The 25,155-nt window shown below is 39.6% G+C and carries 24 protein-coding genes; 11 read left to right on the top strand and 13 right to left on the bottom strand.

Translation table 11 applies throughout. The features are described 5' to 3' along the window. Positions 1–117 precede the first annotated feature (117 nt). Complete coding sequence (locus tag AC012T_RS10955; RefSeq protein ID WP_487065627.1) at positions 118–2,826, bottom strand: HEAT repeat domain-containing protein; 2,709 nt, start codon at positions 2,824–2,826, stop codon at positions 118–120. A gap of 354 nt (positions 2,827–3,180) precedes the next feature. On the opposite strand from AC012T_RS10955, the gene AC012T_RS10950 reads away from it, so the two are divergent. Continuing rightward, complete coding sequence (locus tag AC012T_RS10950) at positions 3,181–3,435, top strand: DUF2281 domain-containing protein (protein WP_487065625.1); 255 nt, start codon at positions 3,181–3,183, stop codon at positions 3,433–3,435. After that, complete coding sequence (locus tag AC012T_RS10945) at positions 3,432–3,857, top strand: PIN domain-containing protein (protein ID WP_487065623.1); 426 nt, start codon at positions 3,432–3,434, stop codon at positions 3,855–3,857. The genes AC012T_RS10950 and AC012T_RS10945 overlap by 4 nt, the downstream gene beginning before the upstream one ends. A 186-nt stretch (positions 3,858–4,043) precedes the next feature. Here the strand turns inward: AC012T_RS10945 and AC012T_RS10940 are convergent, their stop codons facing one another. From AC012T_RS10940 to AC012T_RS10900, 9 genes are all read right to left on the bottom strand, one after another. Further along, positions 4,044–4,991 carry a F0F1 ATP synthase subunit gamma gene (locus AC012T_RS10940; RefSeq protein WP_487065621.1) on the bottom strand — a complete coding sequence of 316 codons (948 nt, stop codon included), beginning with the start codon at positions 4,989–4,991 and terminating at the stop codon, positions 4,044–4,046. A gap of 166 nt (positions 4,992–5,157) precedes the next feature. Continuing rightward, on the bottom strand, positions 5,158–6,675 hold the full coding sequence (gene atpA / locus AC012T_RS10935; protein WP_487065619.1) for a F0F1 ATP synthase subunit alpha: 1,518 nt from the start codon (positions 6,673–6,675) through the stop codon (positions 5,158–5,160). A gap of 149 nt (positions 6,676–6,824) precedes the next feature. After that, the gene (atpH, locus tag AC012T_RS10930) at positions 6,825–7,379 is read right to left on the bottom strand and encodes an ATP synthase F1 subunit delta (protein WP_487065617.1); all 555 of its coding nucleotides are present in this window, start codon (positions 7,377–7,379) and stop codon (positions 6,825–6,827) included. Next, positions 7,376–7,927 (bottom strand): F0F1 ATP synthase subunit B, encoded by a 552-nt coding sequence (locus tag AC012T_RS10925; protein WP_487065615.1) that lies wholly within the window; start codon positions 7,925–7,927, stop codon positions 7,376–7,378. Before AC012T_RS10925 ends, atpH begins: the two co-directional genes overlap by 4 nt. A gap of 111 nt (positions 7,928–8,038) precedes the next feature. After that, positions 8,039–8,530, bottom strand: coding sequence for a F0F1 ATP synthase subunit B' (locus AC012T_RS10920; protein WP_015213884.1), 492 nt, complete (start codon positions 8,528–8,530; stop codon positions 8,039–8,041). A gap of 147 nt (positions 8,531–8,677) precedes the next feature. Beyond that, complete coding sequence (gene atpE, locus AC012T_RS10915) at positions 8,678–8,923, bottom strand: ATP synthase F0 subunit C (protein WP_010994186.1); 246 nt, start codon at positions 8,921–8,923, stop codon at positions 8,678–8,680. Positions 8,924–9,086: 163 nt separating this feature from the next. After that, positions 9,087–9,845 (bottom strand): F0F1 ATP synthase subunit A, encoded by a 759-nt coding sequence (gene atpB, locus AC012T_RS10910; RefSeq protein ID WP_015213883.1) that lies wholly within the window; start codon positions 9,843–9,845, stop codon positions 9,087–9,089. Positions 9,846–9,976: 131 nt separating this feature from the next. Beyond that, entirely contained in the window at positions 9,977–10,468 is a 492-nt protein-coding gene (locus AC012T_RS10905; RefSeq protein ID WP_323310825.1) for an ATP synthase subunit I, read from the bottom strand. Positions 10,469–10,615: 147 nt separating this feature from the next. Continuing rightward, a complete protein-coding gene (locus tag AC012T_RS10900) occupies positions 10,616–11,800 on the bottom strand; it encodes a class I SAM-dependent methyltransferase (RefSeq protein WP_487065611.1) in 1,185 nt (394 codons plus the stop codon). 953 nt (positions 11,801–12,753) lie between these two features. Between AC012T_RS10900 and AC012T_RS10895 the strand changes: the two genes are divergently transcribed. From AC012T_RS10895 to AC012T_RS10885, 3 genes are read left to right on the top strand one after another with little or no spacing between them, the layout of a single operon-like run. Next, positions 12,754–13,119 carry a papain fold toxin domain-containing protein gene (locus tag AC012T_RS10895; protein ID WP_487065609.1) on the top strand — a complete coding sequence of 122 codons (366 nt, stop codon included), beginning with the start codon at positions 12,754–12,756 and terminating at the stop codon, positions 13,117–13,119. A gap of 13 nt (positions 13,120–13,132) precedes the next feature. Further along, a complete protein-coding gene (locus AC012T_RS10890; protein WP_487065607.1) occupies positions 13,133–13,486 on the top strand; it encodes a hypothetical protein in 354 nt (117 codons plus the stop codon). 32 nt (positions 13,487–13,518) lie between these two features. Next, the gene (locus AC012T_RS10885; RefSeq protein ID WP_487065605.1) at positions 13,519–13,962 is read left to right on the top strand and encodes an Imm30 family immunity protein; all 444 of its coding nucleotides are present in this window, start codon (positions 13,519–13,521) and stop codon (positions 13,960–13,962) included. A gap of 43 nt (positions 13,963–14,005) precedes the next feature. On the opposite strand, the gene AC012T_RS10880 is transcribed toward AC012T_RS10885, so the two are convergent. Beyond that, positions 14,006–14,422, bottom strand: a complete 417-nt coding sequence (locus AC012T_RS10880) for a type II toxin-antitoxin system VapC family toxin (RefSeq protein WP_487065603.1) — start codon at positions 14,420–14,422, stop codon at positions 14,006–14,008. Then, complete coding sequence (locus tag AC012T_RS10875; RefSeq protein WP_487065601.1) at positions 14,419–14,847, bottom strand: type II toxin-antitoxin system HicB family antitoxin; 429 nt, start codon at positions 14,845–14,847, stop codon at positions 14,419–14,421. Before AC012T_RS10875 ends, AC012T_RS10880 begins: the two co-directional genes overlap by 4 nt. A 651-nt stretch (positions 14,848–15,498) precedes the next feature. On the opposite strand from AC012T_RS10875, the gene AC012T_RS10870 reads away from it, so the two are divergent. The 4 genes from AC012T_RS10870 (at position 15,499) to AC012T_RS10855 (ending at position 20,792) form a co-directional block, all read left to right on the top strand. Further along, positions 15,499–18,891, top strand: a complete 3,393-nt coding sequence (locus tag AC012T_RS10870) for a phycobilisome rod-core linker polypeptide (protein ID WP_487065599.1) — start codon at positions 15,499–15,501, stop codon at positions 18,889–18,891. Between the two features lie 449 nt (positions 18,892–19,340). After that, positions 19,341–19,826 (top strand): allophycocyanin subunit alpha, encoded by a 486-nt coding sequence (gene apcA, locus AC012T_RS10865; protein WP_487065597.1) that lies wholly within the window; start codon positions 19,341–19,343, stop codon positions 19,824–19,826. A gap of 62 nt (positions 19,827–19,888) precedes the next feature. Then, positions 19,889–20,374, top strand: coding sequence for an allophycocyanin subunit beta (gene apcB, locus AC012T_RS10860; protein ID WP_015213876.1), 486 nt, complete (start codon positions 19,889–19,891; stop codon positions 20,372–20,374). A 211-nt stretch (positions 20,375–20,585) separates the two neighbouring features. Continuing rightward, on the top strand, positions 20,586–20,792 hold the full coding sequence (locus AC012T_RS10855) for a rod-capping linker protein CpcD domain-containing protein (RefSeq protein WP_487065595.1): 207 nt from the start codon (positions 20,586–20,588) through the stop codon (positions 20,790–20,792). A 235-nt stretch (positions 20,793–21,027) separates the two neighbouring features. Here AC012T_RS10855 and AC012T_RS10850 read toward each other — a convergent pair whose 3' ends face one another. Further along, complete coding sequence (locus tag AC012T_RS10850; RefSeq protein ID WP_487065593.1) at positions 21,028–21,834, bottom strand: NYN domain-containing protein; 807 nt, start codon at positions 21,832–21,834, stop codon at positions 21,028–21,030. A 569-nt stretch (positions 21,835–22,403) separates the two neighbouring features. On the opposite strand from AC012T_RS10850, the gene moeB reads away from it, so the two are divergent. Together moeB and AC012T_RS10840 are read left to right on the top strand one after the other, a co-directional pair. Then, positions 22,404–23,576 (top strand): molybdopterin-synthase adenylyltransferase MoeB, encoded by a 1,173-nt coding sequence (moeB, locus tag AC012T_RS10845; protein WP_487065591.1) that lies wholly within the window; start codon positions 22,404–22,406, stop codon positions 23,574–23,576. Between the two features lie 277 nt (positions 23,577–23,853). Beyond that, positions 23,854–25,023, top strand: a complete 1,170-nt coding sequence (locus tag AC012T_RS10840) for an MFS transporter (RefSeq protein ID WP_487065589.1) — start codon at positions 23,854–23,856, stop codon at positions 25,021–25,023. Positions 25,024–25,155 lie beyond the last annotated feature (132 nt).

Raw genomic sequence — 25,155 nt, 5'->3', positions numbered from 1 at the left:
TCTAAAAATACGGTTAATTGTATTTATACTTAACAATATATATTGTTCATATGTCAATACCTGTAAGACTTTTAGTCAGTTTTTAATATGTTTTTTAATAGTATTTTATGCCTACTGCTAATAATTTGGCATAATAGGTAATGAAGAGCCATAACTATAATACTTACAACTTTCTTGAATAGAGGAAATTACATACAGTACATCATGAAGTATATAACTTTCGCAAGTGGATAATAAAGACTCATTTAGAAGAGGTAATGCAGCACCACCAACTTTTTCTAAAGCCTCAGAAGCCATCCACCGCATTTCTTCATCCCACTCATTCCTCAATGCTTCAATCAGAGAAGAAACTTTAGCATCACTGCCAAGTTTTCCTAATGCTAAAATAATCTCCCAACCAACAGAATTACCTTCGTCTGATAAAGCTTTTTGTAACGCAGGAATTGCTTCCTTACTACCAATATTACCTAATGCCTCAGCAGCAGAATCACGCATACAGGGTTCGTCATTTAATATTTGAATTAAAGCGGGAACTGCTGTCTTAGTGCCTATTTTTCCTAATGCCTGAGCAGCTATTTTACGAATATATGATAAAGATTTATCTTCTAAGACTCGCAATAAATCAGGAACTGCTTCCTCAGTACCAATTTTGCCTAATACCTCTGGAAAAATATGTACAAAGTCTACATCACAAGCTTGTAGTAATGTTAGTAAAGCAGGAATAGCTATAGCTGCTTTGCTACCTATTTCGCCCAAAGCTTTAGCAGCATAGTAACTAACCTCAGATTCTTCATGTTCTAATAGTTTGATTAGAGGATAAATAGCTGCCTCACTACCAAGTTTTCCTAAACTATCGCAAGCTAACATAATACTTACAATATCTTCGCTTTCTAAAGCTTTAAGCAGATGAAGAATTTCTGCTTCACTACAAGGTTCTTTTAATGCCTCAGCAGAAATTGCTGCATTATTGCCAATCTTATTTAATGCTTTTTCTGCTCTGTATTTAATAGAAAAGTTTTTATTATTATTCGATAAAATCTCAATGAGAACAGGAATAACAGCTTGAGTACCAATATTACCCAGTGCCTCAATTGCAATTGTACGAATATAGTTGTGTTCTTCTTCTTCAATTCTTAAATTGTATAGCTCAGAACTAGGATCTTCTTCGTACTCAATGTAATTATAAACTGACGTATCATATTTAGTTTTCGCAATTTTTATGAGATCAGGAAGTGCGGCATCGCTGTCTATCTTACTTAATGCAACAGCAGCAGTACCACGAATAGAAAATAAATTATTTTCTAATCTCGGAATTAAAGTCAAATATCTAGATGCACTATTAGATCGTGTTATTCCTAAAAGTTGTGTTTTAAGGATGATAGGAATTTCTAATTGAGCGACTAAATTAACCGTTTGTTCCTGGACATCGAGCTTAACTGATCCTGCAAACTTCGCACCCAAATGTAAATCAACATCTAAGGCTAAACTGACTATTTCGACTGCCTTTTTTTCTTTTACTTCAGGCAAGGCCAACATTAACGATAAAGGTTCTGTCCACTTAAAATAATTTAGATAATAATACTTCAACTTCTCAGGACTAATGTTATCAAGCTGTCTCAACAAACACTCTGCGGCGTAATATTCCTGAATTAATTGATGTCTAAATTCTATTTGGTCATTACTATCAACTTGGATTAAATGATGATTAAGTAAATCATTGAGCCAAGAAAAAGCACATTCTCGTGGTTGATCAAATTTCTTGGCTGATAGAAACTCAGTCAAAAGGTCTTCAGCGTCATTTTTAGAAATATTTCGCCTAATCTCAGTTGAGTTTTTTCCATCTATCATCTCAAATGCTAAATGCTGTAATAGCAAAGACCATCTACTACGAGACTCTTTACTAACAGGGACATCTTCTTTGATTTTGTTGTCATAGATTTTAGTAAATTTCTGAAATGTTTCTCCCAGATTAGAGGGTATGTTGTCAGTTTCATCAAAAACGCTACATAGCATCCACAGCAACAGGGGAGTTTGTGCAAAAGTTCGCAACTTTTCACCTAAACGCTGCAACATTGCATCACCTTTATCTTCCAAATAGGCACGGACAAACTGCTGCATTTGCCCTTCTGTCAAAGGTTGCATTTCTAGCTTTTTCTCAATCCCTAAATCACCCCCCATTCCTAAATCTCGTGTGGTGAAAATCATGGGTGTGTTGGCGTAATTCTGGCGAAAGGTATTTAAATCTTGTCTTGCTGTTGCATTGTGTAATTCGTTTACTCCATCAAATAAAAGTAAAAATTGTTTTTCATATAGCAGCGTGTTAATTTCTGCTATTTCTAGAAGTAAATTATGCCGTTGTAAAAATTGCTGAATTAAATTTAGTACAGAAGTTTTATATTGGCGTAACTCTACCAATATAGGAATCTGACCTAACCCACCGATTCCCTTCCCGACATGGGAATAGGGAGAATGAGCGGTTTGGGATAGAGGTTTGGCTTGTTGTGCTTCTTCCCATAAGAGTTTTTCTAGTGCTGTAGATTTACCGGAACCTGGTTTTCCAACGAGCAAAACATGGTTAGTTGCGTATTTTCTCAACCCTGTTAAAACATCCAACCGTTCAATTTTTACTCTGTCTGGTGTTTCCCTTTCCCGTTGTGGTGGTTGTATCGTTTCCACCATCAACCCTAAATTAAGATGTCTTCGGGATTTATTGGCTGTAATTTGTTGATGGTCTAAGGCTTCGACAGGTGTATAAAAGTCCTGCCAATCGCTATATGTGTCATTTTCATAAATAGATTCCAGGTATCTTTGAAAATCAATGCCCATACATCGACGATAGGAAGGTAGGTGCTGTTTCCTATCTTACTCGATAAAATATCTCTGGATTGTGATCACCTACATAACTGATCTCTTAGAACTTAAGCAAGATTGAACTAAAAACCTGATTCTTGGGTAGGGTTAATTCATGAATTACCCCTGCTTCCGTTCTGTTTTGCGTCAGTCCTGTCTCTATGCAATGCCGATAATTATCCAATTTATATGAATAAATTGATTTTCCTCGATCCTAATATTTTAGGAATGATAACATTAGAAATTGATCTGAACAATGGAGGAGACAATAAAAATTAATGCTGATGTCATTTATAATAGAATAATAGCCTAAGTAGTAGAGGTGGAACTATGACTATTGAACAAGCAGTTTTAGAAAACCTGCGAGAGTTACCAACCGATAAACAACAAGAAGTTTTAGATTTTATTCAATTTCTCAAACATAAATTATCAGCAAAAAAATCAAATGTTAAACCTAATAGTGAAAATTTCTGGGAAATGACCTTGCGATTTCGGGAACGTATGGAAAGAGAAGGTATAGAATTTACAGATGAGGATTTTGCAAATCTTAGAGATCGCAGTCCAGGACGGGAGGTAGAACTGTGAGTTTTCGTTTTCTTTTAGACACTAATATTATTTCGGAAATTAATAAAAAAATCCCAAATAAATTAGTCGTTGATAAAATGAATCAGTACCAAGGTAAAGTAGCTACTGCTTCGGTAGTTATTCATGAATTATTATTTGGCTGTTTACGTTTACCTCCTGACTCTGCAAGGAGACGTTTTTTAGAAGATTATATCGAGGAAATACCTACTAAAATGCCAGTGTTGGATTATGATCTCAATGCTGCAAAATGGCACGCACAGGAAATAGCTAGATTATCAAAAATTGGTAAAACGCCTGCTTTTATTGATGGACAAATTGCAAGTATTGCTTTCTGCAATGACTTGATTTTAGTAACAAATAATGTGGCAGATTTTCATTATTTTGAGGATCTGGTAATTGAGAATTGGTTTATTATAAGTTAATTGAGTTGAGGTAAATTATGATAAAATTAAATAATATTTACATTCATAAATTGTTCCATAATTATTAAATTTGTTGTTAAAAATAGAGCATAAATTTAAATTTAATAATTATTAATAACTGATAATAATTGATGATTGACTATGGTTCATTTAACAATTACCCATAACCAATCACCTATTACCAAATTAAGTTAGTGCCTCTGCACCACCCACAACTTCTAGGAGTTCTTGGGTAATTGCGGCTTGACGGGCTTTATTGTAAGACAATGACAAGCTTTTGATCAACTCACCGGCGTTTTCGCTGGCGTTACTCATAGCTGTCATCCGTGCTGCTAATTCACTAGCTGCTGATTCTTGGAGCGATCGCAATAACTGATTACTCAGATACAATGGCAACAAAGAATCAAGAATTTGTACAGGGTCTTGCTCGAAAATCATATCACGAGGCAAAACACGGGCTTGGCTGACCACTTTCTCCCGTTCTACTTGGAATTGACCACCACGGCTAGTTAAGCGGAAGATTTCGTCATCTGCTGCTTCTAAACCTTGGGTATCAAAAGGAAGTAAGGTTTGCACGACGGGACGAGAGCTAACCAAAGATACAAATTTGGTATAAACTAGCTCAATTCGGTCTACTTTTTCTGACAGAAACAAAGAAAGTAGTTCGTCAGCAATATTAGTAGCTTCTGCTGCGGTGGGAATTTGTTCCAAACCGCTGTAGGTAGCATCAATAGGCTGATTGCGACGTTGGAAGTATTGAGTGGCTTTGCGTCCAACAGTTACAAATCTGTAGTCTACACCTTCTGCCTTCAGTTCCTTGGCGCGATTTTCTGCTCTGCGGATAACATTACTATTGTAACCACCGCACAAACCACGGTCGCCAGTAATAACCAACAAACCTACTGATTTAACTTCGCGTTTTTTCAGTAGTGGTAGATCTACATCTTCAAACCGTAGACGGGTTTGTAAGCCAAATAAGACTTGTGCCAAGCGGTCAGCAAAGGGACGGGTAGCAATTACCTGTTCTTGGGCGCGACGTACTCTAGCCGCAGCCACCAGCCGCATGGCTTCTGTGATTTTTTTGGTGTTTTTGACCGACTGAATGCGATCGCGTATTGCTTTGAGATTAGCCATAATCCGATTTTAGATTTTAGATTTTAGATTTTAGATTTGGAATTTCGGATTTTAGATTAGACTCATCTGCAAATAAATACCAAAGCCGTTGATCATGAACGGCTGATATCTAAATCTTTGGACAAATCTATTTAATCCAAAATCCAAAATCCAAAATCCAAAATTGTTACGCTGCTTGGAAGGTCTTCTTGAACTCGGTTAACGCTGCCTTCAAGGCTGTTTCTTCTTCGTCACCTAGGGCTTTCTTGCTTTGTACTGCTTGGAAATATGCAGTGTTCACTGTCTTCAAGTAATCCCGTAAACCTTTAGCAAAAACGGTGACTTTGTTAGCATCAATGTCATCCAAATAACCGTTAATACCAGCATACAGAATTGCTACTTGTTCAGCTACTGACAGTGGGTCGTTTTGGGGTTGCTTGAGGAGTTCTCGTAAGCGGACACCGCGTGCTAATTGATCTTGGGTGGCTTTATCTAAGTCAGAAGCAAATTGTGCGAAAGCTTGCAAGTCATCAAACTGCGCTAATTCCAACTTAATCTTACCGGCAACTTTTTTCATTGCCTTGGTTTGTGCCGCAGAACCTACACGGGATACTGAAATACCGGGGTTTACAGCGGGACGGATACCAGAGTTGAACAAGTCAGAAGACAAGAAAATCTGACCGTCTGTGATAGAAATTACATTGGTAGGAATATATGCAGATACGTCACCTGCTTGGGTTTCGATAATTGGTAAAGCGGTCATGCTACCTTTACCCAATTCATCGCTCAATTTAGCGGCACGTTCTAACAAACGGGAGTGGATGTAGAATACGTCTCCGGGATATGCTTCCCGTCCTGGTGGACGACGTAGTAGCAAGGACATTTGGCGATAAGCCTGGGCTTGCTTAGAAAGGTCATCGTAAATTACTAAAGTCGCTTTGCCTTTGTACATAAAGTACTCAGCAATTGTCGCGCCGGTGTAGGGAGCAAGGTATTGTAAGGTGGCTGGGTCACTGGCGTTAGCGGCTACAACTACGGTGTAGTCCATTGCGCCTTTTTGTTGTAATGTTTGAACTACGTTAGCAACGGTGGAAGCTTTTTGACCGATGGCAACATAAACGCAAACTACATCTTCACCTTTTTGGTTGATGATGGTGTCAATAGCGATCGCAGTTTTACCAGTTTGACGGTCACCAATGATCAATTCCCGTTGACCACGGCCGACGGGAATCATCGAGTCAATCGCAGTGATACCAGTTTGCATCGGTTCGTGTACAGACCGACGGGCAATAATCCCAGGTGCTGGGGATTCAATCAAACGGGTTTCGGTAGTTTTTAAATCGCCTTTACCATCAATGGGGCGACCCAAAGCATCGACAACGCGACCAACTAAGGCTTCACCTACAGGTACTTGAGCAATTCTACCAGTAGCAGTTACAGAGCTACCTTCTTGAATTTCCCGGCCTTCACCCATTAATACCGCACCAACGTTATCTTCTTCTAAGTTTTGGGCGATACCAATTGTGCCATCTTCAAATTCTAATAATTCCCCAGCCATAGCTTTTTCCAAGCCATAGATGCGGGCAATACCGTCACCAACTTGGAGAACAGTACCAACGTTAGCAACTTTAACCTCTTGGTCGTATTGCTCGATTTGTTGTTGGATAATGTTACTGATTTCGTCAGGTCTAATGGAAATGCTCATTATGTCTGTGCTTTTAGTTTTCTTTCGAGACGGAAGAAGTTAATGGTGATTGGGTATTCGATTTTGGATTTTGGATTTCGGATTTTGGATTGTATTCAATCAACTCCAATCTAAAATCTAAAATCTAAAATTTTCCTTCCCATTACCCATTACCCATTGTTTAAGCTTAGGGAAAGGCGACGTAGTTGACCGCGCAAACTAGCGTCAATTACCTGAGAACCCACTTTGATAATCACACCACCAATCAACTCGTTGTCTATCTTGGTTTCCAGTTCTACCTGGCGAGCATTGGTGATAGCGATTACTTTTTCTGTAATTGCTTGCTGTTGAGCTTCTGTCAAAGCTACCGCAGAAGTAACTTCTGCTAATACAGTTTGATTTAGCTGGCGCAACAGTACCAAATACTGCTGCAAAATTGCTTCCAAGCAAGAAATACGTCGTCTGTCAACTAACAGCAACAAAAAATTACGTAGGTAAGGGCTAACGCCTTCCCCAAGTACTTGTTTGAGCAGATTCTTCTTGTTTTCAGCCTGAGTAAAGGGGTTGCTCAAATAGCTCTCTAGCTCTTTGCTGCTTGCCAATAAGCCGAGGAAAGTACGCGCATCTGTACCAAAATCTTCTGTTAAGTTTTTGGATTGCGCTAGCGACAACAGTGCCTGGGCGTAAGGCTGGGCTATTTCGGCTGTTGCGGCATTACTTTTCATAGATTTCCTCCCAATTGTGCGATGCTGCGTTCAATTAAAACTTGTTGAGCATCGTCAGCAATTCCGCTCTTTAGTTGGGCTTCGACTTTTTGCAGTGCTTGAGCAACTACTTTTTGACGTAATTGAGCGATCGCTCTATCTAGTTCTGCACTCAAGTCAGCTGCTCCTGCTTCCTGCATACGGTCAATATCTATAGCAGCTTGTGCCAAGATAGCTTCTTTAGCAGCTTGGGCATTTTCTTGGGCTGATTTTTTAATTCTTTCAGCTTCTGCGGTAGCTCGATCTAGGTTTTGCTGCGCCTCTTTAAGTTTTTCGGCTGCATCCTTAGCTCTTTGCTCTGCACTCTTAATGGCTGTTTCAATATTGTCTCGACGGGTTTTGAGGATATTACCTACAACTTTGCGCCCGAAGACAAACAGCACAGTAATAATAATGGCCAGGTTAATCAGGTTAGTGTCTAAAATATTTGTGTTTAGACTAAACCCTCCTTCTGCCAATTCACCTCCGACGGCACCAGATTCGGCCATCAACAGTAAAAAAGTCCCCATGATTTTCTATCCACAACTGCGCTGCCAAAAATTTTTGTCAGTTGTCAGTTGTCAGTTGTCTTACTTAACGACTAATGACTAATGACTAATGACCAATAACTATTTTGTGAGTTAGCGCTGGTTAACTAAATCGGCTCCTAAAAGCTTTTCTAGCATTTGGCGACTGAGAGCATCAACTTGTGTTTCCAAGGAAGCTAAAGCTTGTTGTTTTTGCTGCTCAATTTCTCCAGCGGCTTGTTCTCTTTGTGCCTGGGCTTCCTGTTGCGCTGCGGCCATTTTCTGACCAGCGATTTTTTGAGCTTCGGCTTGAGCTTCAGCAACTATTGTTTGTGCTTGCCGTCTAGCTCCTGCTAGATCCTGCTCATATTGCTGTGCCAATTTTTCTGTTTTCGACAAACGTTCTTGGGCTTCTAATTGATTGCTACGGATGTATTCATTCCGTCCATCAATGGCATTGCCCAAGGGCTTGTAAAGAGTTGCGTTCAATATTAGGGCTAAGATTAGAAACTGGATTGCCATCAAAGGCAGGGTAGCATCTAGATCAAACAAACCCCCTTCTTTGGCAACTTCTTCTACAGCCAATAAGGTGATCCAGTGTGTCATGTTTGCTTATTCCTATCTACTATTTTAGTGCTGAGTCCTGAGTACTGAGTACTGAGTCCTGAGTTACTAGTTTTGAGTTATCTTTGTTAAACTCCCAACTCTTAACTTGTTCTTACTCAGCACTCGTTACTCAGCACTCATGACTGATTATGCGAAGGGGTTAGCAAACAGTAGTACTAGAGCAACTACTAGACCATAGATGGTTAACGCTTCCATGAATGCCAAGCTCAACAGCAATGTGCCGCGAATTTTGCCTTCAGCTTCTGGCTGACGAGCAATACCTTCAACAGCTTGTCCTGCTGCGTTACCTTGACCAATACCAGGGCCGATTGCAGCCAAACCAACAGCAAGAGCAGCAGCTAAAACGGAAGCAGCAGAAACTAATGGATCCATGATATTTTTCCTTTCTTTACTGAGTCGAATGGGTCTTGTAGTTGTCGTTTGTCAGTTTCGGGTTGACTGTTGACCGATTACTGTTCACTGTTGACTATTTTCTGTCAACTGTCACTAGTTTTCTGTCAACTGCCACCTGAATATGACTATTTTCTGAAGGACTTCAATGATGTCCTTCATGCTCTTCACCACCATGATGATCTTCCATCGCTTCACCGATGTAAGCAGCAGCTAAGGTGGCAAAAATTAGTGCTTGAATGGCGCTGGTAAATAGTCCCAAGGCCATTACTGGTAAAGGTACGAACAAGGGTACTAGCAGCACTAGCACTCCTACCACCAGTTCATCAGCTAAAATGTTACCGAATAAACGGAAGCTTAGGGACAGGGGTTTGGTGAAATCTTCAATAATTTTGAATGGCAACATAAACGAAACTGGTTGCACGTAGTTGCCGAAATACCCTAAACCCTTTTTGCTGAACCCAGCATAAAAATACGCTAAGGATGTCAACAAAGCTAAGGCAACCGTTGTGTTGATGTCGCTTGTTGGTGCGGTTAGTTCACCTTCTGGCAGGTGAATTAGCTTAAAAGGAACTAGCGCCCCTGACCAATTTGACACAAAAATGAACAAAAACAAAGTGCCGACAAATGGCACCCAAGGGCGATATTCTTTTTCGCCAATCTGGTTTTTAGCCAAATCTCGAATGAATTCCAGGGCATACTCCATCAGGTTCTGTAGCCCACTGGGAATTCTTTTGATGTTACTGCTTGCCAAGACGGAAACCAGTACTAGCACACCAATAACAAACCATGAAGTGAGAAACACCTGTCCATGTAGCTTTAAGTTACCTATTTGCCAGTACAGATGTTTTCCCACTTCCAATTCGGCAAGTGGAACAGAGTAGAAATTCAGAAAATTCAGCATTTTCTTTCCAATTCAATCATTTCTCCAATATTACCTGGAGAGGAGGAGCCTTGTTAAGGTTGCCGCAGTTTTGGTAATTCAGCGCAGTCTTGGGGTTTCCCCCAGGAGCTACTGCCAACCCAGAGGGTAATTCAGCGCGGTCTTGGGGGGTTTTCCCCAGGATCTGCTGCCAACCCAGAGGGTGAGTCAGAGATAAACGCCACCCTAACTACGTAGATGATGAGCGTGGCTTTGTAGGTGAGAAATCCCAAAAATATGGGCAGTATTTGCAGTTGATCCAACCGCGAGGCTAGTAGAATCATTCCTACTAATAAAGCTAACCGAGTTTTACTCAGTGATTGTTTCTCTCTGCCCAAACGCTCAACATCTTTTGCCAACATCCTCAAGTAAAGCACACCTGCACACGCTCCTAATAAATAATTCAGGGCGATGTTTAGTGAATAGGCAATCCATACAGATATGAAAATAACCCCTGTCAGAACAAGTGTGATTACTAACAACTCTTGATAGAGTTGATAGAAGTCTTGCATGGAAGAGTCTACTGGTTCTGTGTTTTCAAAACCAGGTTGAGCATCTTGTTGGGTTGTCGGAGTCGGTGCAATTGATTCTTCTGACAAGCTCACAGGACTTGAAACCAGTAAAGCGGAATATGATGACTGCACATTCAGTCAGCTGAATCATATCACGATCCGGTAACAATACTTTAGGAAAAAACAATTAACTTCTTGGCATTGGTCATTGGCAACAGAATTACTTATTACTGATTTCTTTCATGAAGCGGGGGTTAGTAAGAGTAGTTGTTGTTTGATGAGATGTCTGACTCCGTTTAAGTCTAGCTCGATTTGGGCTAAAATGTCAGCCACTGTGGCATGACTATCACATTTTTGCATAAACTCAAACTCGGCTGGTGACAAGTTAACAATTTGGTAATCGTAATTAAATAAACATTGATTAGGAAAACCATCTATGCAAGGGTTAAGTTCGGGGATAGCTGCTAGTAGTATGTTATCTGCTGACCAGTCGATTTTGCTTAGGGGGGGACGACTGAGAAAAAATTCGTAATGGGTGACTTCTGGGTTTAGTAATTCTATCAGGCGATAACGTTCTCTTTGGCTCAATTTTTCTGCTCGTTCAATTAACTCTGGTGCTTTTTCTAGAAGCTTTTCTAATTGCCAAAATCCAGGATTAGAGAAACCAACAAACTCTAATCCGGAAGCATCAATTAATTCAAATAGTGTATCAATGTTGTAATCAGTTTCCTGGGGATGTACATACATATCCGCAAAACATTCATCCCGCTGATTTTCCATTGCCCAACGTTCTTTTTCGCGTTTGACAATTCTATTATTTTCTGGTAAGGAGGCAAATATTTGTCTTCCAACTTGAACCCCATCGCGGTAGTCGCCTTTTTTGTTACCTTGGAGGAGTGCGATCGCTTTTTGCATGAGTTGAATTTCCCAGCGTCCCAACTCCCCATACACAAAAATGTGCATCAAACCACCGGGTGCGAGTTTTTTCGCTAAAGCTTGGATACCACGAATCGGATCTGGTAGATGATGCAATACACCCACACTATTAATTAAATCAAACTCTCCTGGTAACTGTTCCACATCATACAAACTCAGGTGATGAAACTCTACACGGTCAGCACCAGAACTTTGACAGCGTTTTTTTGCAACTTCTAAAGTTCCCGCACTTAAATCAATTCCCACTACCTGCGCTTGGGGGTTGAGATGTACTAAATATTCCGTCCCCACACCAGAACCACAACCAGCATCTAAGATGCGGATATCTTGCTTTTGTGGTTTTCTTCCCGTGCAGAAGTTGTAAGCAGCTAACCAATTCCAACGCCAATTATAACCAGGGGGTGGTTCATCGAGTATCGGTTCTGGAGGGAATGGATAGGTATCGTAGAGTTTCGCAACAGCAGCACTTACGGTTTGGGAGTCGGACATGATCAGGAATAACGCAGCATTTCTGAGTTTAGCGGATGGCGGGTATTAGGGCAAAGATTGATTAGAGAAATTCTCTACATTCGTAAGGGTTTAGCAATGCTAGACCCTGTTTATAGATATAGCTATTGATTACGTAATAATACTACTGTTAAGCTATGTATTAACAAATAAAATCTAATTTATACATTTTGCATCTCAATGTGATTAACCAGGAGTATTTAAATACCAGTAGGTTTACCTGGATTCGTGGAAAACCCTGAAAATCGTTGTCCAGTAATACTCTTGCTTGATACGTCTGGCTCAATGTCAGGAAAATATCACAGAATAAAAAATTACTGGGAGTTAGCTTAACGCACTTTGTTTCAACCCATGACAGAATAATCCTAAGTGATTTTAATGAAATTATTCCAAAACAAAGGTATATTTTTATGAGTAAGCGCGTGTTTGATTGATTAGATAACTCGTTTAGTAGTATACTGTCAGAGGTGGGGTAAATAGTAAATATGTAAATAAAAGCAATAGGGTTGAAAGTATGATCGGAATCAGTTTAAATTTGCTTTAATTCCGTGTTTGTATAACAATACCTATGCAAATTTTCTAAATATAGGTCTGAAACCCAATAAATTTGTAGATTGTTTGTTGTGGTTTTCTGAATCAGGATTACCAGAATTTAAGGATGTACAGGATTAGAATTTGTAGATTTTCCGTGAATATTTAATGATTATAAATTATGATTTAGAGAAAAATATATTTTCTATTATTTACAAAAACCTATATTTTATAAAAAACATCCTGTTAATCCTCTAATCCTGGATATCCTGATATGGCTTGCGCCACGCTACGCTATCAGACAAATAATGAAATTTATTCCCTGGCTTCCTCAATTCATGGTATTTTTACCCTGATTATAGTCTTCTATATTTTTTATAATCTGGCTAAAAATATCCTACATCATGACTAATAATGATATTGTCCGTCAACTACATGATATAGCCGAACAATTTCATATTTTTGAATGTGTTCCTTGTGCTATAGCTTTGCGTCAATTCCTAATTAATCAGAAAATACCTGGTAGAGAAATTAATTTGTTTACAGGGAGTACAGAAGACCCCTTTTGTAATATCTACCATGAAATGGTACAACAAAACATCTCCATTAACGGTAGACATTATGCTATTGCAGTAGAAATTGATGGACAAGAACTAATTTTTGACAACATTCATCCCGAAGGAATTTCTAGGGTAAACTGGATAAATAACTTATATTGCGTTATACAAGATTTAGGTGGAGAATTTCAAATTACTGAAACAGAATTTTAACCAGAGGAATATTATGTTAGATTTATACGATTTAATCCGCAATATCCAAAAACGTCCAGCTATGTATTTAGGAAAATCAACCATCGCTAACCTTCGCACCTTTATCGCTGGTTACAGTTTTGCACGTCGTCAAATGGAAATACCTCAAACTTCTCAAGAACAAGAATTTTCAAATTTTCAAACTTGGATACAACAAAAATATAATGTTGCTTATAATCAAACGTGGGATCAGATAATTTTATTTTTTTCTAAAGATGAAAATACTGCTTTTGATGAATTTTTCAAATTATTTGATGAATTTACACAAACAAATTCTATTTCTAAAAAGCAAGAGAATATCAAAGTAAGTTCAGCCAGTATAGTGTAATCGTTATACTTTTGAAAAATAAGTATACAACAATGAATCCAAATAATTTATTGGCAACTTTGCAAGAAACTCGTTTAATGCAAACAGAAGAACAAGTTAAAAATTTTGAAAATGCTTTAACTGAAATAGCTGATAATCCCGATCATGATAATTTATCTGCCTATCATCTAATTTTAGATGATCAATGTCAACAGCCAGAAGTGATGTTTAGCTTAATTCATTTTCTGGAATCTTTTGATATAGAAAAACAAATTACAGCATTTATTCATGTTGTCCCTCAATTAATGATAACAGCACCAGAATGGACGAGAATTATTCATAACCGGATTTTAAAGGATGTATTAGCGTGTCAAGCTTATCAAAAACTGTTACATTCAGCTAATTTAAAAACTCCCCATTTTCTCTATCATCTTTTGGAAGAAAGTATTGTGAATAAACTCAAAATTAAAGAAAGTTCATTGACGATGATAAAATAAAGAATATTCCTACATATTTTTAACTATAAACCAAGTGATAAAATCACTTTTCTCTTAATAAAGCTACAAAACCAGCTTGAACAAAATGGATATCAGCCGTTACTGCATAAATCAACCTCTGTTCCTGCATCACAACAAATGAAATACAATCTGTTAAACCCCAATTTTTATCTTGACGACTGTGATAAAGTTCCAGCGCACGCATAAGAAGCGATGAATCTACACTGACAACCTTAATATTATCTGTTTGATAACACTTATTAATAAACTGAACTGATGCTGTGCGGTTTACTGCACTTAAAGCATTACCAACTTCTATTAAAATGGCTTCCGTTACCCATACTTCAGCAGCATTTTTCACTCTTGGTAATAATGCTTTAGCTTGTGTATGGTATTGATCATTTTTGTTTAGTAGAGCCTGAATAAATACCGTATCTAAAAATAGTCTTTCTTGATTCATTCTATGATCTCATTGTCATGTTTAGAAGTACCATATAAATAGTAATCATGTTGAATTGACCAATCACTTGGTGCTTCAATAGTTCCTGTTAATGCCTCTAGCACATCCCAAGCATTACCTTCAGCTTCTATATCTTCTAGTGCTTCACTAAAAAGAGAATTATTCTTGTGCATTCCCCCAAATTTCATCCACGGATGTTCTGTTTTTTGTGCTTCAATTTCTAAAGTTACTATTTCTGGTTTTCTGGCTTGAAAAAGTTGAATAAGATTATTTAATGCTTCTTCTTTATTTGCACCAAAACCTTGACATTCTGGTAAACTTAACAGTGTAGCTTTAACAGTTCCATCTTCTTGATTTTCAATCAACACATCATAAGTTAACTTGGGTGCAATTGTGGAAAGAGCATTTTTAACAGCTAAAATCATGATATTTTTACTTTTCTAACTCCAAGTTAATTATAACATTAATCACAAACTAGGTAATCAATTCTACTATTTTAAATACAACTATAAAAGCGATACCTTTCCTGCGGAACACTACGTGAACGGTCAGCTTTGCTATCGCACTTTCATACTTTGCATAAGTTTGTTTTTTCTACTTTTGATCGTATTTAATTATACAGTAAATAAGATTTAGATTCCTTCTAAAAAAGTTGGGAATTTGAGCATTAATTTGTATTTATACGAATTTTGCTATTGCAGCTACTATTGAGTCGCATACAAACTCATGTATACTCGCTGATCAAGTGAGCTAAGTATTAAAAAATATTAAAATTTAATACTTTCACTACAAAATATGCTGGGAATTATGTAGAGTCCTGATACAAAAAATCAACATTTTACAGATCGTCCAGAGTATGTACTTATTCCGACAGGCAGATTTAGATTACAGATTCGACATACTTCTTAATAAAGCAACAGCGTAAACGCAAAACGTTCTAATCTAAAAATTGACTGGGTTAATTTACTGGCAGTTTTGTAGGCAGTACTCTCAAAGCATAAATACGCAAGAGCGTCAAGCCTCAAAGCAACCCAGACTTAACACATAGACTTATTGATAGGAGTTTTAGAAATCCAATGAGTGTTAAGGCAAGTGGTGGAAGCTCCGTTGCGCGTCCGCAACTATATCAAACCTTACCAGTAGCTACCATTTCCCAAGCGGAACAACAAGACCGCTTTTTGGGAAAAGGGGAACTAAGTGAACTGGGAAGCTATTTTGCATCTGGTGCAAAGCGTTTAGAAATTGCCCAGATTCTCACAGAAAATTCTGAGATTATTGTATCTCGTGCTGCTAACCGGATTTTTGTCGGTGGCTCGCCAATGGCTTTTTTAGAAAAGCCCCAAGAGCGAGAAATGGCAATGGCTGGTGGTGGTAGTAATGTCCAAGAGGGCATGATGCTAGGAACTGTCACCTACGTTGAAAGTCGTGGTGGGTTTCTAGAAAACTTGCGCTCAATTTTTAACACATCTGCTGGGGGACCTGTACCAGCAGGCTTTAGACCAATTAACGTTGCTCGTTACGGCCCTGGCAACATGGGCAAGAGCTTACGGGATTTATCCTGGTTCTTGCGTTATGCTACCTATGCAATCGTCGCTGGCGACCCCAATATCATCTCTGTAAACACCAGAGGGTTGCGGGAAATTATTGAAAATGCCTGTTCTGGTGAAGCAACCATAGTCGCTTTGCAGGAAATTAAAGCAGGTTCCCTGTCTTACTTCCGCAAAGATCCTGTAGCGACAGAGATTGTGACTCAGTACATGGATGTGTTGCTGACAGAATTCCAAGCACCCACACCTTCAACAAAAGTCCGTCAACGTCCTTCGGTTGACCAACAAGGTTTACAACTGCCGCAAATTTATTTTAATGCAGCAGAACGTCGTCCTAAGTACGTCATGAAGCCTGGTTTGTCTTCTAGCGAAAAGGTAGAAGTCATCAAAGCAGCATACCGTCAAATTTTTGAGCGCGATATTACCCGTGCTTATAGTTTGTCGATATCTGATTTGGAATCTAAGGTCAAAAATGGCGATATCTCCATGAAGGAGTTTGTTCGTCGTTTAGCCAAATCTCCCCTTTACCAAAAACAGTTTTATCAGCCTTTTATTAACAGCCGGGTGATTGAATTAGCTTTCCGTCACATTTTAGGACGGGGGCCAAGTAGCCGGGAAGAAGTACAAAAATACTTTTCCATTGTTTCCAAAGGTGGTCTACCAGCTTTAGTAAATGCCTTGGTAGATTCTGAAGAATACAGCGATTACTTTGGTGAAGAAACAGTCCCCTACATTCGGGGTCTGGGTCAAGAAGCTCAAGAGTGTCGTAACTGGGGACCACAGCAAGACCTGTTTAACTACAGTGCGCCTTTCCGTAAAGTTCCTCAATTCATCACTACCTTTGCTGCTTACGAACAGCCTTTACCTGACCAACATCCCTATGGTTCTGGTAATGACCCCTTGGAAATTCAGTTTGGGGCAATTTTCCCGAAAGAAACTCGCAACCCCAGCAGCAGTCCTGCGCCTTTTGGTAAGGATACCCGCCGGATTTTGATTCACCAAGGCCCTGGTATTAATAACCAACTTAGCAATCCTAAAGCACGGGGTGTAGCTCCTAGTTCTTTGGGCGCTAAGGTGTTCAAATTAGACCAGCTTCCTGGAACTATTGGCAAAAAAGCTGCTAAGGGTGCAAGTGTTAAGTTCTCTGAAAGTTCTACCCAGGCGGTAATTAAAGCTACTTATCTACAAGTTTTTGGTCGTGATGTTTACGAAGGTCAACGCCTAAAAGTTGCAGAAATTAAGCTGGAAAATGGCGACATCACTGTCCGCGAGTTTGTGCGGATGTTGGCTAAGTCGGATTTATTCCGCAAGATGTACTGGACTTCGCTTTATGTTTGTAAAGCGGTTGAGTATATTCACCGCCGCTTGCTGGGTCGTCCTACCTACGGTCGTCAAGAAAACAACAAGTATTTTGACATCTGCGCCAAGAAGGGTTTCTATGCCTTGGTAGATGCCATTATTGATACCGTTGAATATAGTGAAGCTTTCGGTGAAGATACAGTTCCTTACGAACGTTATCTAACTCCTGCGGGTGTGTCTTTGCGTCAATTGCGCGTGGGTACAATTCGTGAAGATTTGGCGAATGTTGAGAAGGAAGTAACTCCTCGTTTTGTGGAATTGGGTGAAGTCACAGAAATGCGGACTGAGCCAGATATTGAGTTCCGCATGAACCAAGGTGTTAGCAAGCAACGTGAGCAAACGAAGGTCTTCAAGCTGACAGCGGTTAAGAATGACAAGGTTGCTGCTGAAACTCTGATTAGCGGTGCTTACCGTCAGATTTTTGAACGCGATATTGCTCCTTACATTTCTAAGAACGAATTTACGGTTTTAGAAAGTAAGTTGGTAAACGGTGAAATTAGCGTTAAGGAATTTATTCAAGGCTTGGGTTATTCTAACCTGTACCTGAAAGAGTTCTACACACCTTACCCCAACACGAAAGTAATTGAGTTGGGTACTAAGCATTTCTTGGGTCGCGCCCCTATTGATCAGGCAGAAATCCGTAAATATAACCAGATTTTAGCTACTCAAGGTATTCGTGCCTTTATTAGCGAGATGGTGGATAGTGCGGAGTATCGGCAGGTGTTTGGTGAGGATACTGTTCCTTATCGTCGTTTCCCAACGTTACCAGCGGCTAACTTCCCCAATACTGAGAAGCTTTACAACCAGTTAACCAAGCAAAATGATGATTTGGTTGTACCTAGCTTTGAAACTGTGAAGCCTCGGATTAAGACTGAGAATACGCCAATGTTAGCGAATGCGATCGCAGATTTGGCGGCTCAATCTAAACAAATAGACAAGAGTAAGCCCTTGTTTATTGAGTTGGGTCGTTCTTACAATGATGGTCGTGGTCAGTCTGTGGAAGTAGGTGTGGGTACAAGTCGCCGCAAACCAGCCCGCATTTACCGCGCTACCACTGGTACAAATTCCCCAGAAACCAATCAGGTCATTAATGCTATCTACTGCCAGGTCATGGACGTATTTAGCGGTCAAGTTCCTGATTATTTCCGTCGCAGTGAATTAGATAGCAAACTGCGTAACGGTGAAATTACCGTGCGTGAGTTTGTTCTCGAACTTGCTAGTTCAGAAATCTATCGCAAGCGGTTCTACACACCCTATCCCAACACCAAGGTGATTGAATTCCTATTCCGTCACCTATTGGGTCGCGCACCAGCTACACAAGGCGAAATCCGTCAGTACAATAAATTGCTGGCTGATAGCGGTTTAAGGGCTGCTGTAGAAGCAATGGTGAATAGCCCTGAGTATGCTCGGTACTTTGGTGAAGATGTTGTACCTTACAACCGTTACCCATCTTTACCAGCAGGTAACTACTTGGGTAGTGTACAGGCAGAAACTGACTTGGTGAAACAATCCTGGTCTAGTCTGTCTCCTGCTGTTTTAACAGGCCGTCCTAGTAATCGGTAGGTAATTGGTAATAGGTGATGGGTAATAGGTAATGGGAAAAATTAAATTTCCGCCTTTTGCCCTTTGCTTATTACCTTTTACCTATTTTCAGATCCTCTGAGAAAGAGCAAATCTGAAAATTAATATTACAAAGTGTTAAGAGCAGTAATAAATGCTCAACATAATGCCGGACAATGTTTTCCGGAAGGTAACTTAGTTTTCCGTCTTAATTTAATTGCATTCAGTCCATCTGACTAGCAATGTGTTTGAGATGGCAAGCTATTATCGACCAACTGAAGTCGTACCTGCTTTTAAGACACACGGTAAATACTCGCTAGAGGTGGAACCTACCTAAAAGGTCGGTCAAGTCATCGGACTCCCCATCAAGCAAGAATATCTGTTTCTTTAGAGCCTGGCGCTGTCAACAGTTTAATAAATTTTGGTTTCATTAGTTTTGGAGGAATCCATTAATGAGTATCGTCACGAAGTCCATCGTGAATGCTGATGCAGAAGCTCGCTACCTCAGCCCCGGTGAATTAGATCGCATCAAAAGCTTTGTTGCTGGTGGTGCAAGCCGTCTTCGCATCGCTCAAGTATTGACCGAAAACCGCGAACGCATCGTTAAGCAAGCTGGCGACCAACTGTTCCAAAAACGTCCTGATGTTGTTTCCCCCGGTGGTAACGCTTACGGTCAAGAAATGACAGCTACTTGCCTGCGTGACCTTGACTACTACTTGCGTCTTGTTACCTACGGAATCGTTTCTGGTGATGTTACCCCCATCGAAGAAATCGGTATCGTTGGTGTACGTGAAATGTACAAATCTTTGGGTACTCCCATTGATGCTGTTGCTGGTGGCGTTGCCGCTATGAAGAACGTTGCTGCTACCTTGTTGTCTGCTGAAGACGCTGGTGAAGCTGGTTCTTACTTCGACTACGTTGTTGGTGCAATGCAGTAGGTTGAAGCTGTTTACCTGCTGAAACTGAAATATTGCAATTTAGAAATAAGGAAATAACAACAATGCAAGACGCAATTACCTCTGTAATTAATTCTTCTGACGTTCAAGGTAAATACCTTGACACCGCTGCTCTAGAAAAGCTAAAAGGCTACTTCGCTACTGGTGAACTGCGCGTTCGTGCAGCTACAACCATCAGCGCTAATGCTGCTGCGATCGTAAAAGAAGCTGTAGCTAAGTCCTTGTTGTACTCTGATATCACCCGTCCCGGTGGTAATATGTACACCACCCGTCGTTACGCTGCTTGTATCCGTGACTTGGATTACTACTTGCGTTACTCTACCTACGCTATGTTGGCTGGAGATCCTTCCATCCTTGACGAGCGTGTATTGAATGGTTTAAAAGAAACCTACAATTCCTTGGGTGTACCCGTAGGCGCTACCGTTCAAGCTATCCAAGCAATGAAGGAAGTAACCGCTAGTTTGGTTGGTCCTGACGCTGGTAAAGAAATGGGCGTTTACTTCGACTATATCTCCTCTGGCTTGAGCTAGGAGTTAGGTTTGCACTTAATAATTTAGGTGCGGCTTTATTAAGGTCTGGAAATCAATTGTGAGTGCTAGAAAGTTCTATTGCTTATTAATTGTGAGTATTAACTGTCTGGTATTGACGTTTGATTTCCAGCCTTGGAAAGAATAATTAAGATTTGCACTCCAAATTTTGAGATAAAAAGTTTCTGCAAACGATACAGGAGATTTGAAAAATATGGCACGTTTATTTAAAATTACCGCTTGTGTTCCTAGCCTAACTCGTACTCGCACCCAACGCGAATTACAAAATACTTACTTCACTAAGCTAGTTCCTTATGAAAATTGGTTCCGTGAACAACAACGGATTCAAAAAATGGGTGGCAAAATTGTTAAGGTAGAATTGGCAACTGGTAAGCAAGGTACTAATGCTGGTTTATCTTAATTCCTATAAATCAGAGATTATTTTAGTAGATTTCTAAGGGGTCAGTTATGACCTTTTTTTTTGATTAATTTTTAGTTTTAAGACGTTGCATGATGGCGGTATGAATATGTTTCGCGCATTCGCAGCCATGCGTTCCCAAAGGGTAGGCGCAAAGTTTGAGAGTTTGAATTTTCTAATTTCATACTTCAATTCAGCAACACCTATTTTAATTATTATTATGTCACGCACTCAGTTTTTATCTGATAACATTTGGGCTATGCATATGTTCTATGTAAAACTTTAGTTGGTCTAAATTATTATGTTGATATAAGTAATTTAATACCGCAAGTAAAGCAGCATAATTACCTTCTTTTTCATATATAGATGCCTCATAGGTTGCTTTTTTAATAGTGTCTATCTGTTGCCAAGATGGAGGAAGTTCGGGAGATTTTAGTTGATTAAGAACGGGAATTTTTACTTTTGCACGGAAAGTCTCACTAAACCATCTGTGAACTGTAGAAATTGTGATTGCTTTTCTAGAATCAGCAGCATCAACTAATTCATAATTTGTTCTACCTTTCGGATACCATAGCGATACGTACATTCCATCCTGCACAAGAGCATCAATTAGAGGCTTAAAGTCCAAATCGCCTGTTAGTAAGGTTGCTTCATGCATATTTTGCCTAAAGGAATGCGTTAACATATCTACCGCGATCATAATATCAACTTGTTTTTGTTCCTGTCCTCTTTTTTTATCTCTAAATCGAGCAGTTCCTTCATAAACATGAAATCTATCCAATGACTTCAGGTGGTTAAATAGCTCAATTTTGGGTTGAACTCGATTGTTGTAATTCTCTTGATTCTCCTCTGGTTTTTGGGCAGGTAAACAATCGTAGTAGAAAATTTTATGAAAACCTTTTCCTAATTGGTGGTAGTCTATTTCGAGCTTAATTCCTCCAAAAAGCTGTTTTGATAGTGTTTCTAGAAGTGAGTCTAAGCAACCACCATCAATAAATAAGTATCTAATTTTTTCAAGACCGGAAGATGCTGAATATAGAGGCATAGGGACTTCCAAATAAAAAATATCCCATCGTTTTGATGGCAGGGGAGCAAGGAGCGGAAAACTTGTTTTGATTACAGAAATTGTATATTTTATTTTCTGGAGTTCCCATAATCAAATAAAGATTGTATCGGGTTCAATTTTTACGTACCAGAAATCTTCTGAAAAATATGGAATTGGTGAATTAATGCGCGGGGTTTTGCGACTGATTAACACCAAATCAGCAAAAGATATGCAGGAGGCGAGTAGAGTTTTTAAGCAACTGGGTTTATTAATTATGCCAGTTTTTACAGTCAGTTATACTTAAATAACAAGCTATTTAGCATTTAAACTTTGTAAATCAAAACTATTACTATAAACTCATACATTGTGAGCGATCGCTTACATATCTCAATATCCTTAGACAAAATACTCATATATAATAGTTACATCCAAAATATTAACATCGGTAAATTTATCTTGCTAAAGCCTTGACAACAATCACCTATTCCCAATAAATTTAACAACCTAACTTAACAACGACTATCTTTTTTCGTTAGTATTAATACTCCGCGCTGACTCATCTAACTGCTATGCTCAATCCCAATCTGGATGAAATCCAGTTGACTAAAGACGATTACGAACGCTACTCTCGCCACTTAATCTTGCCAGAAGTGGGGGTAGAGGGGCAAAAACGCCTCAAGGCGGCTAGTGTATTATGTATCGGTACGGGTGGACTAGGTTCACCGCTGCTGTTATATCTGGCCGCAGCAGGTATTGGCCGCATTGGTATTGTTGATTTCGATATTGTTGATACTTCTAACCTACAACGCCAAGTCATTCACGGTACATCCTGGGTAGGTAAACCCAAAATCGAATCAGCAAAAAACCGTATTCATGAAATCAACCCCCATTGTCAAGTTGATTTATATGAGACTCGCTTGAGTTCAGAAAATGCCCTTGATATCATTAAGCCTTACGATATCGTAGTGGATGGAACTGATAACTTCCCCACCCGGTATTTAGTTAATGACGCTTGCGTATTGTTGGATAAACCTAACGTTTACGGGTCAATTTTCCGCTTTGAAGGACAAGCAACCGTATTTAATTACCAAGGTGGCCCCAACTATCGTGACTTGTATCCAGAACCACCACCACCAGGAATGGTTCCCTCTTGTGCAGAAGGTGGTGTGTTGGGAATTTTGCCGGGAATGATTGGTATTATTCAAGCTACGGAAACCGTCAAAATTATTCTTGGTAATGGTAACACTCTCAGTGGTAGGTTGGTGCTTTATAATGCCTTGGATATGAAATTCCGGGAATTGAAACTGCGTCCTAACCCCATTCGTCCGGTAATTGAAAAGTTAATAGACTACGAACAATTCTGTGGTATTCCCCAAGCGCAAGCAGAAGAAGCGAAACAGCAGATGGAAATGCAAGAAATGACTGTTCAGGAATTGAAGGCGTTACTAGATAGCGGTGCGAAAGATTTTGTCCTGCTAGATGTCCGTAACCCTCATGAGTATGAAATTGCCAAAATTCCCGGTTCGGTTTTGATACCCTTACCAGATATTGAAAACGGTGAAGGTGTGGCTAAGGTGAAAGAAATTCTTAACGGACACCGCTTAATTGCTCATTGTAAAATGGGCGGACGTTCGGCTAAAGCCCTGGGTATTCTCAAAGAAGCAGGTATTGCGGGAACGAATGTTAAAGGTGGCATTAATGCTTGGAGTCAAGAAATAGATTCTTCGGTTCCTCAGTATTAAATAACAGAGAATAGGGAACAGGGAAATAAGACTTACGCACTATACAAATTTTACCTAATATTGTGTGAGGCAAATTGCCTAGTTCCAGGCTTTGGGAATCGCCTATTAGTGCGGTGCGTCAGATAGAGAATATCTGTTGTGTCTTAAATTATTAGGTCTGACGCACCCTACAAGAGATGAAATCCATAACCCATATTTGATAGATTTTGTCAATGCGTAAGTACTAGGAAAGATAAAATACTGTCACCTGTCACCTCTTCTCCCCTATATCAAAATTATGAATACGTCGAAATCTCCACCAAGTGTCTTATGGGTACAAGTTTGGGCTTTGGCAGGTTTGCAGGGAGCTATTACTTTAGCTTGGTTGGTATATAATGCCTATTTACCTAAACTTTTGATTCAGTTTGGGTTTCCCGCGTCTCTAGCAGTTGGGATATTAGTTGTAGAAAATGCCTTGGCTGTGGTGATGGAACCAATGATGGGGGGACTTTCAGATCAAGCTAAAGTCAAAATAGGAAGTCGTTTTCCTTTTATTGCTGTTGGTGTGATTTTAGCATCGGCTTTGTTGATTGCTATACCATGTATTGTGACTTTTGTACCACCAACTGAGGTGATACGCGGTATTTTACCTTTGGCTTTGATAGCTTGGGCTTTAGCAATGACGGTTTTTCGTTCTCCTGCTATTTCTTTGTTGGGAAGATATGCAGTTCCATCTGAGTTACCTTTAGCTGTCAGTTTTGTGACTCTAGTGGGGGGGATAGTTGGGGCTTTTAGGGGAATTGCGAATAACTTTATTCTCAGTCTCAGCCCGATTTTTGCTTTTACGATCGCATCTTTTGTTCTCCTAGCTGCGGCTTTCGCCTTACGCTTTTTCAACCCCCCAGAAATTCCAGTAAGTCAACAAAACGCTGAAATATCAATCATCCCGCTGCAAAAATTAGGCTTAATTCTAGGAACCGGTTTTAGTGTGGCGTGGGGTTCTCGCTTACTTATGGATGCTTTAGGCAAAGTTCTCAAATCCCAATTCAACACCAATGATATTAGTTTATTCATGTTGTGGATTGGATTAGCGATCGCATTTGTGGCTTTACCTGCGGGATTCTTGGCTACTAAAATTGGTAATATTCAAGCAATGCTCTCTGGTATTGTGGCGACTGTTGTAGCAATGCTAGGATTAATATATATGGGCGCACAGATTCCCATTATACTTTTTATAGTATCTGGATTTAGTTTAATTGTCAATGGCGCAATTCCTTTTATTTTAGAGCTAGTGCCGCAGCGTTGGGCTGGGTTAGGAATTGGTATATATTTTGGTGGGTTTTCTTTGGCGATGAGTATATTTGGGTTTATATTTGCCCCAGGGATTACGCCTGTAATAGCTGCAATTACTGGTGCATTGGCGTTCTTAGTAGCTGGTGCGTGTATCTTTTTAACGCAGAAAGAATAACGTTTTTTCACAATTGTAGAGTGCCAAGACCTAATCGGATCGCGATCGCGTTAGGATGTTCTCAGCCTTTTGGCATTAAAAGTACTATTCCCACATTTTTCGGTTAAGATAGTATATCTGTTCTACTTAAAC

Source organism: Anabaena sp. EIM26 (genome assembly GCF_057568715.1).
Note: the sequence above shows the minus strand (reverse complement) of the source record. Positions and strands in the feature narration are given on the sequence as shown.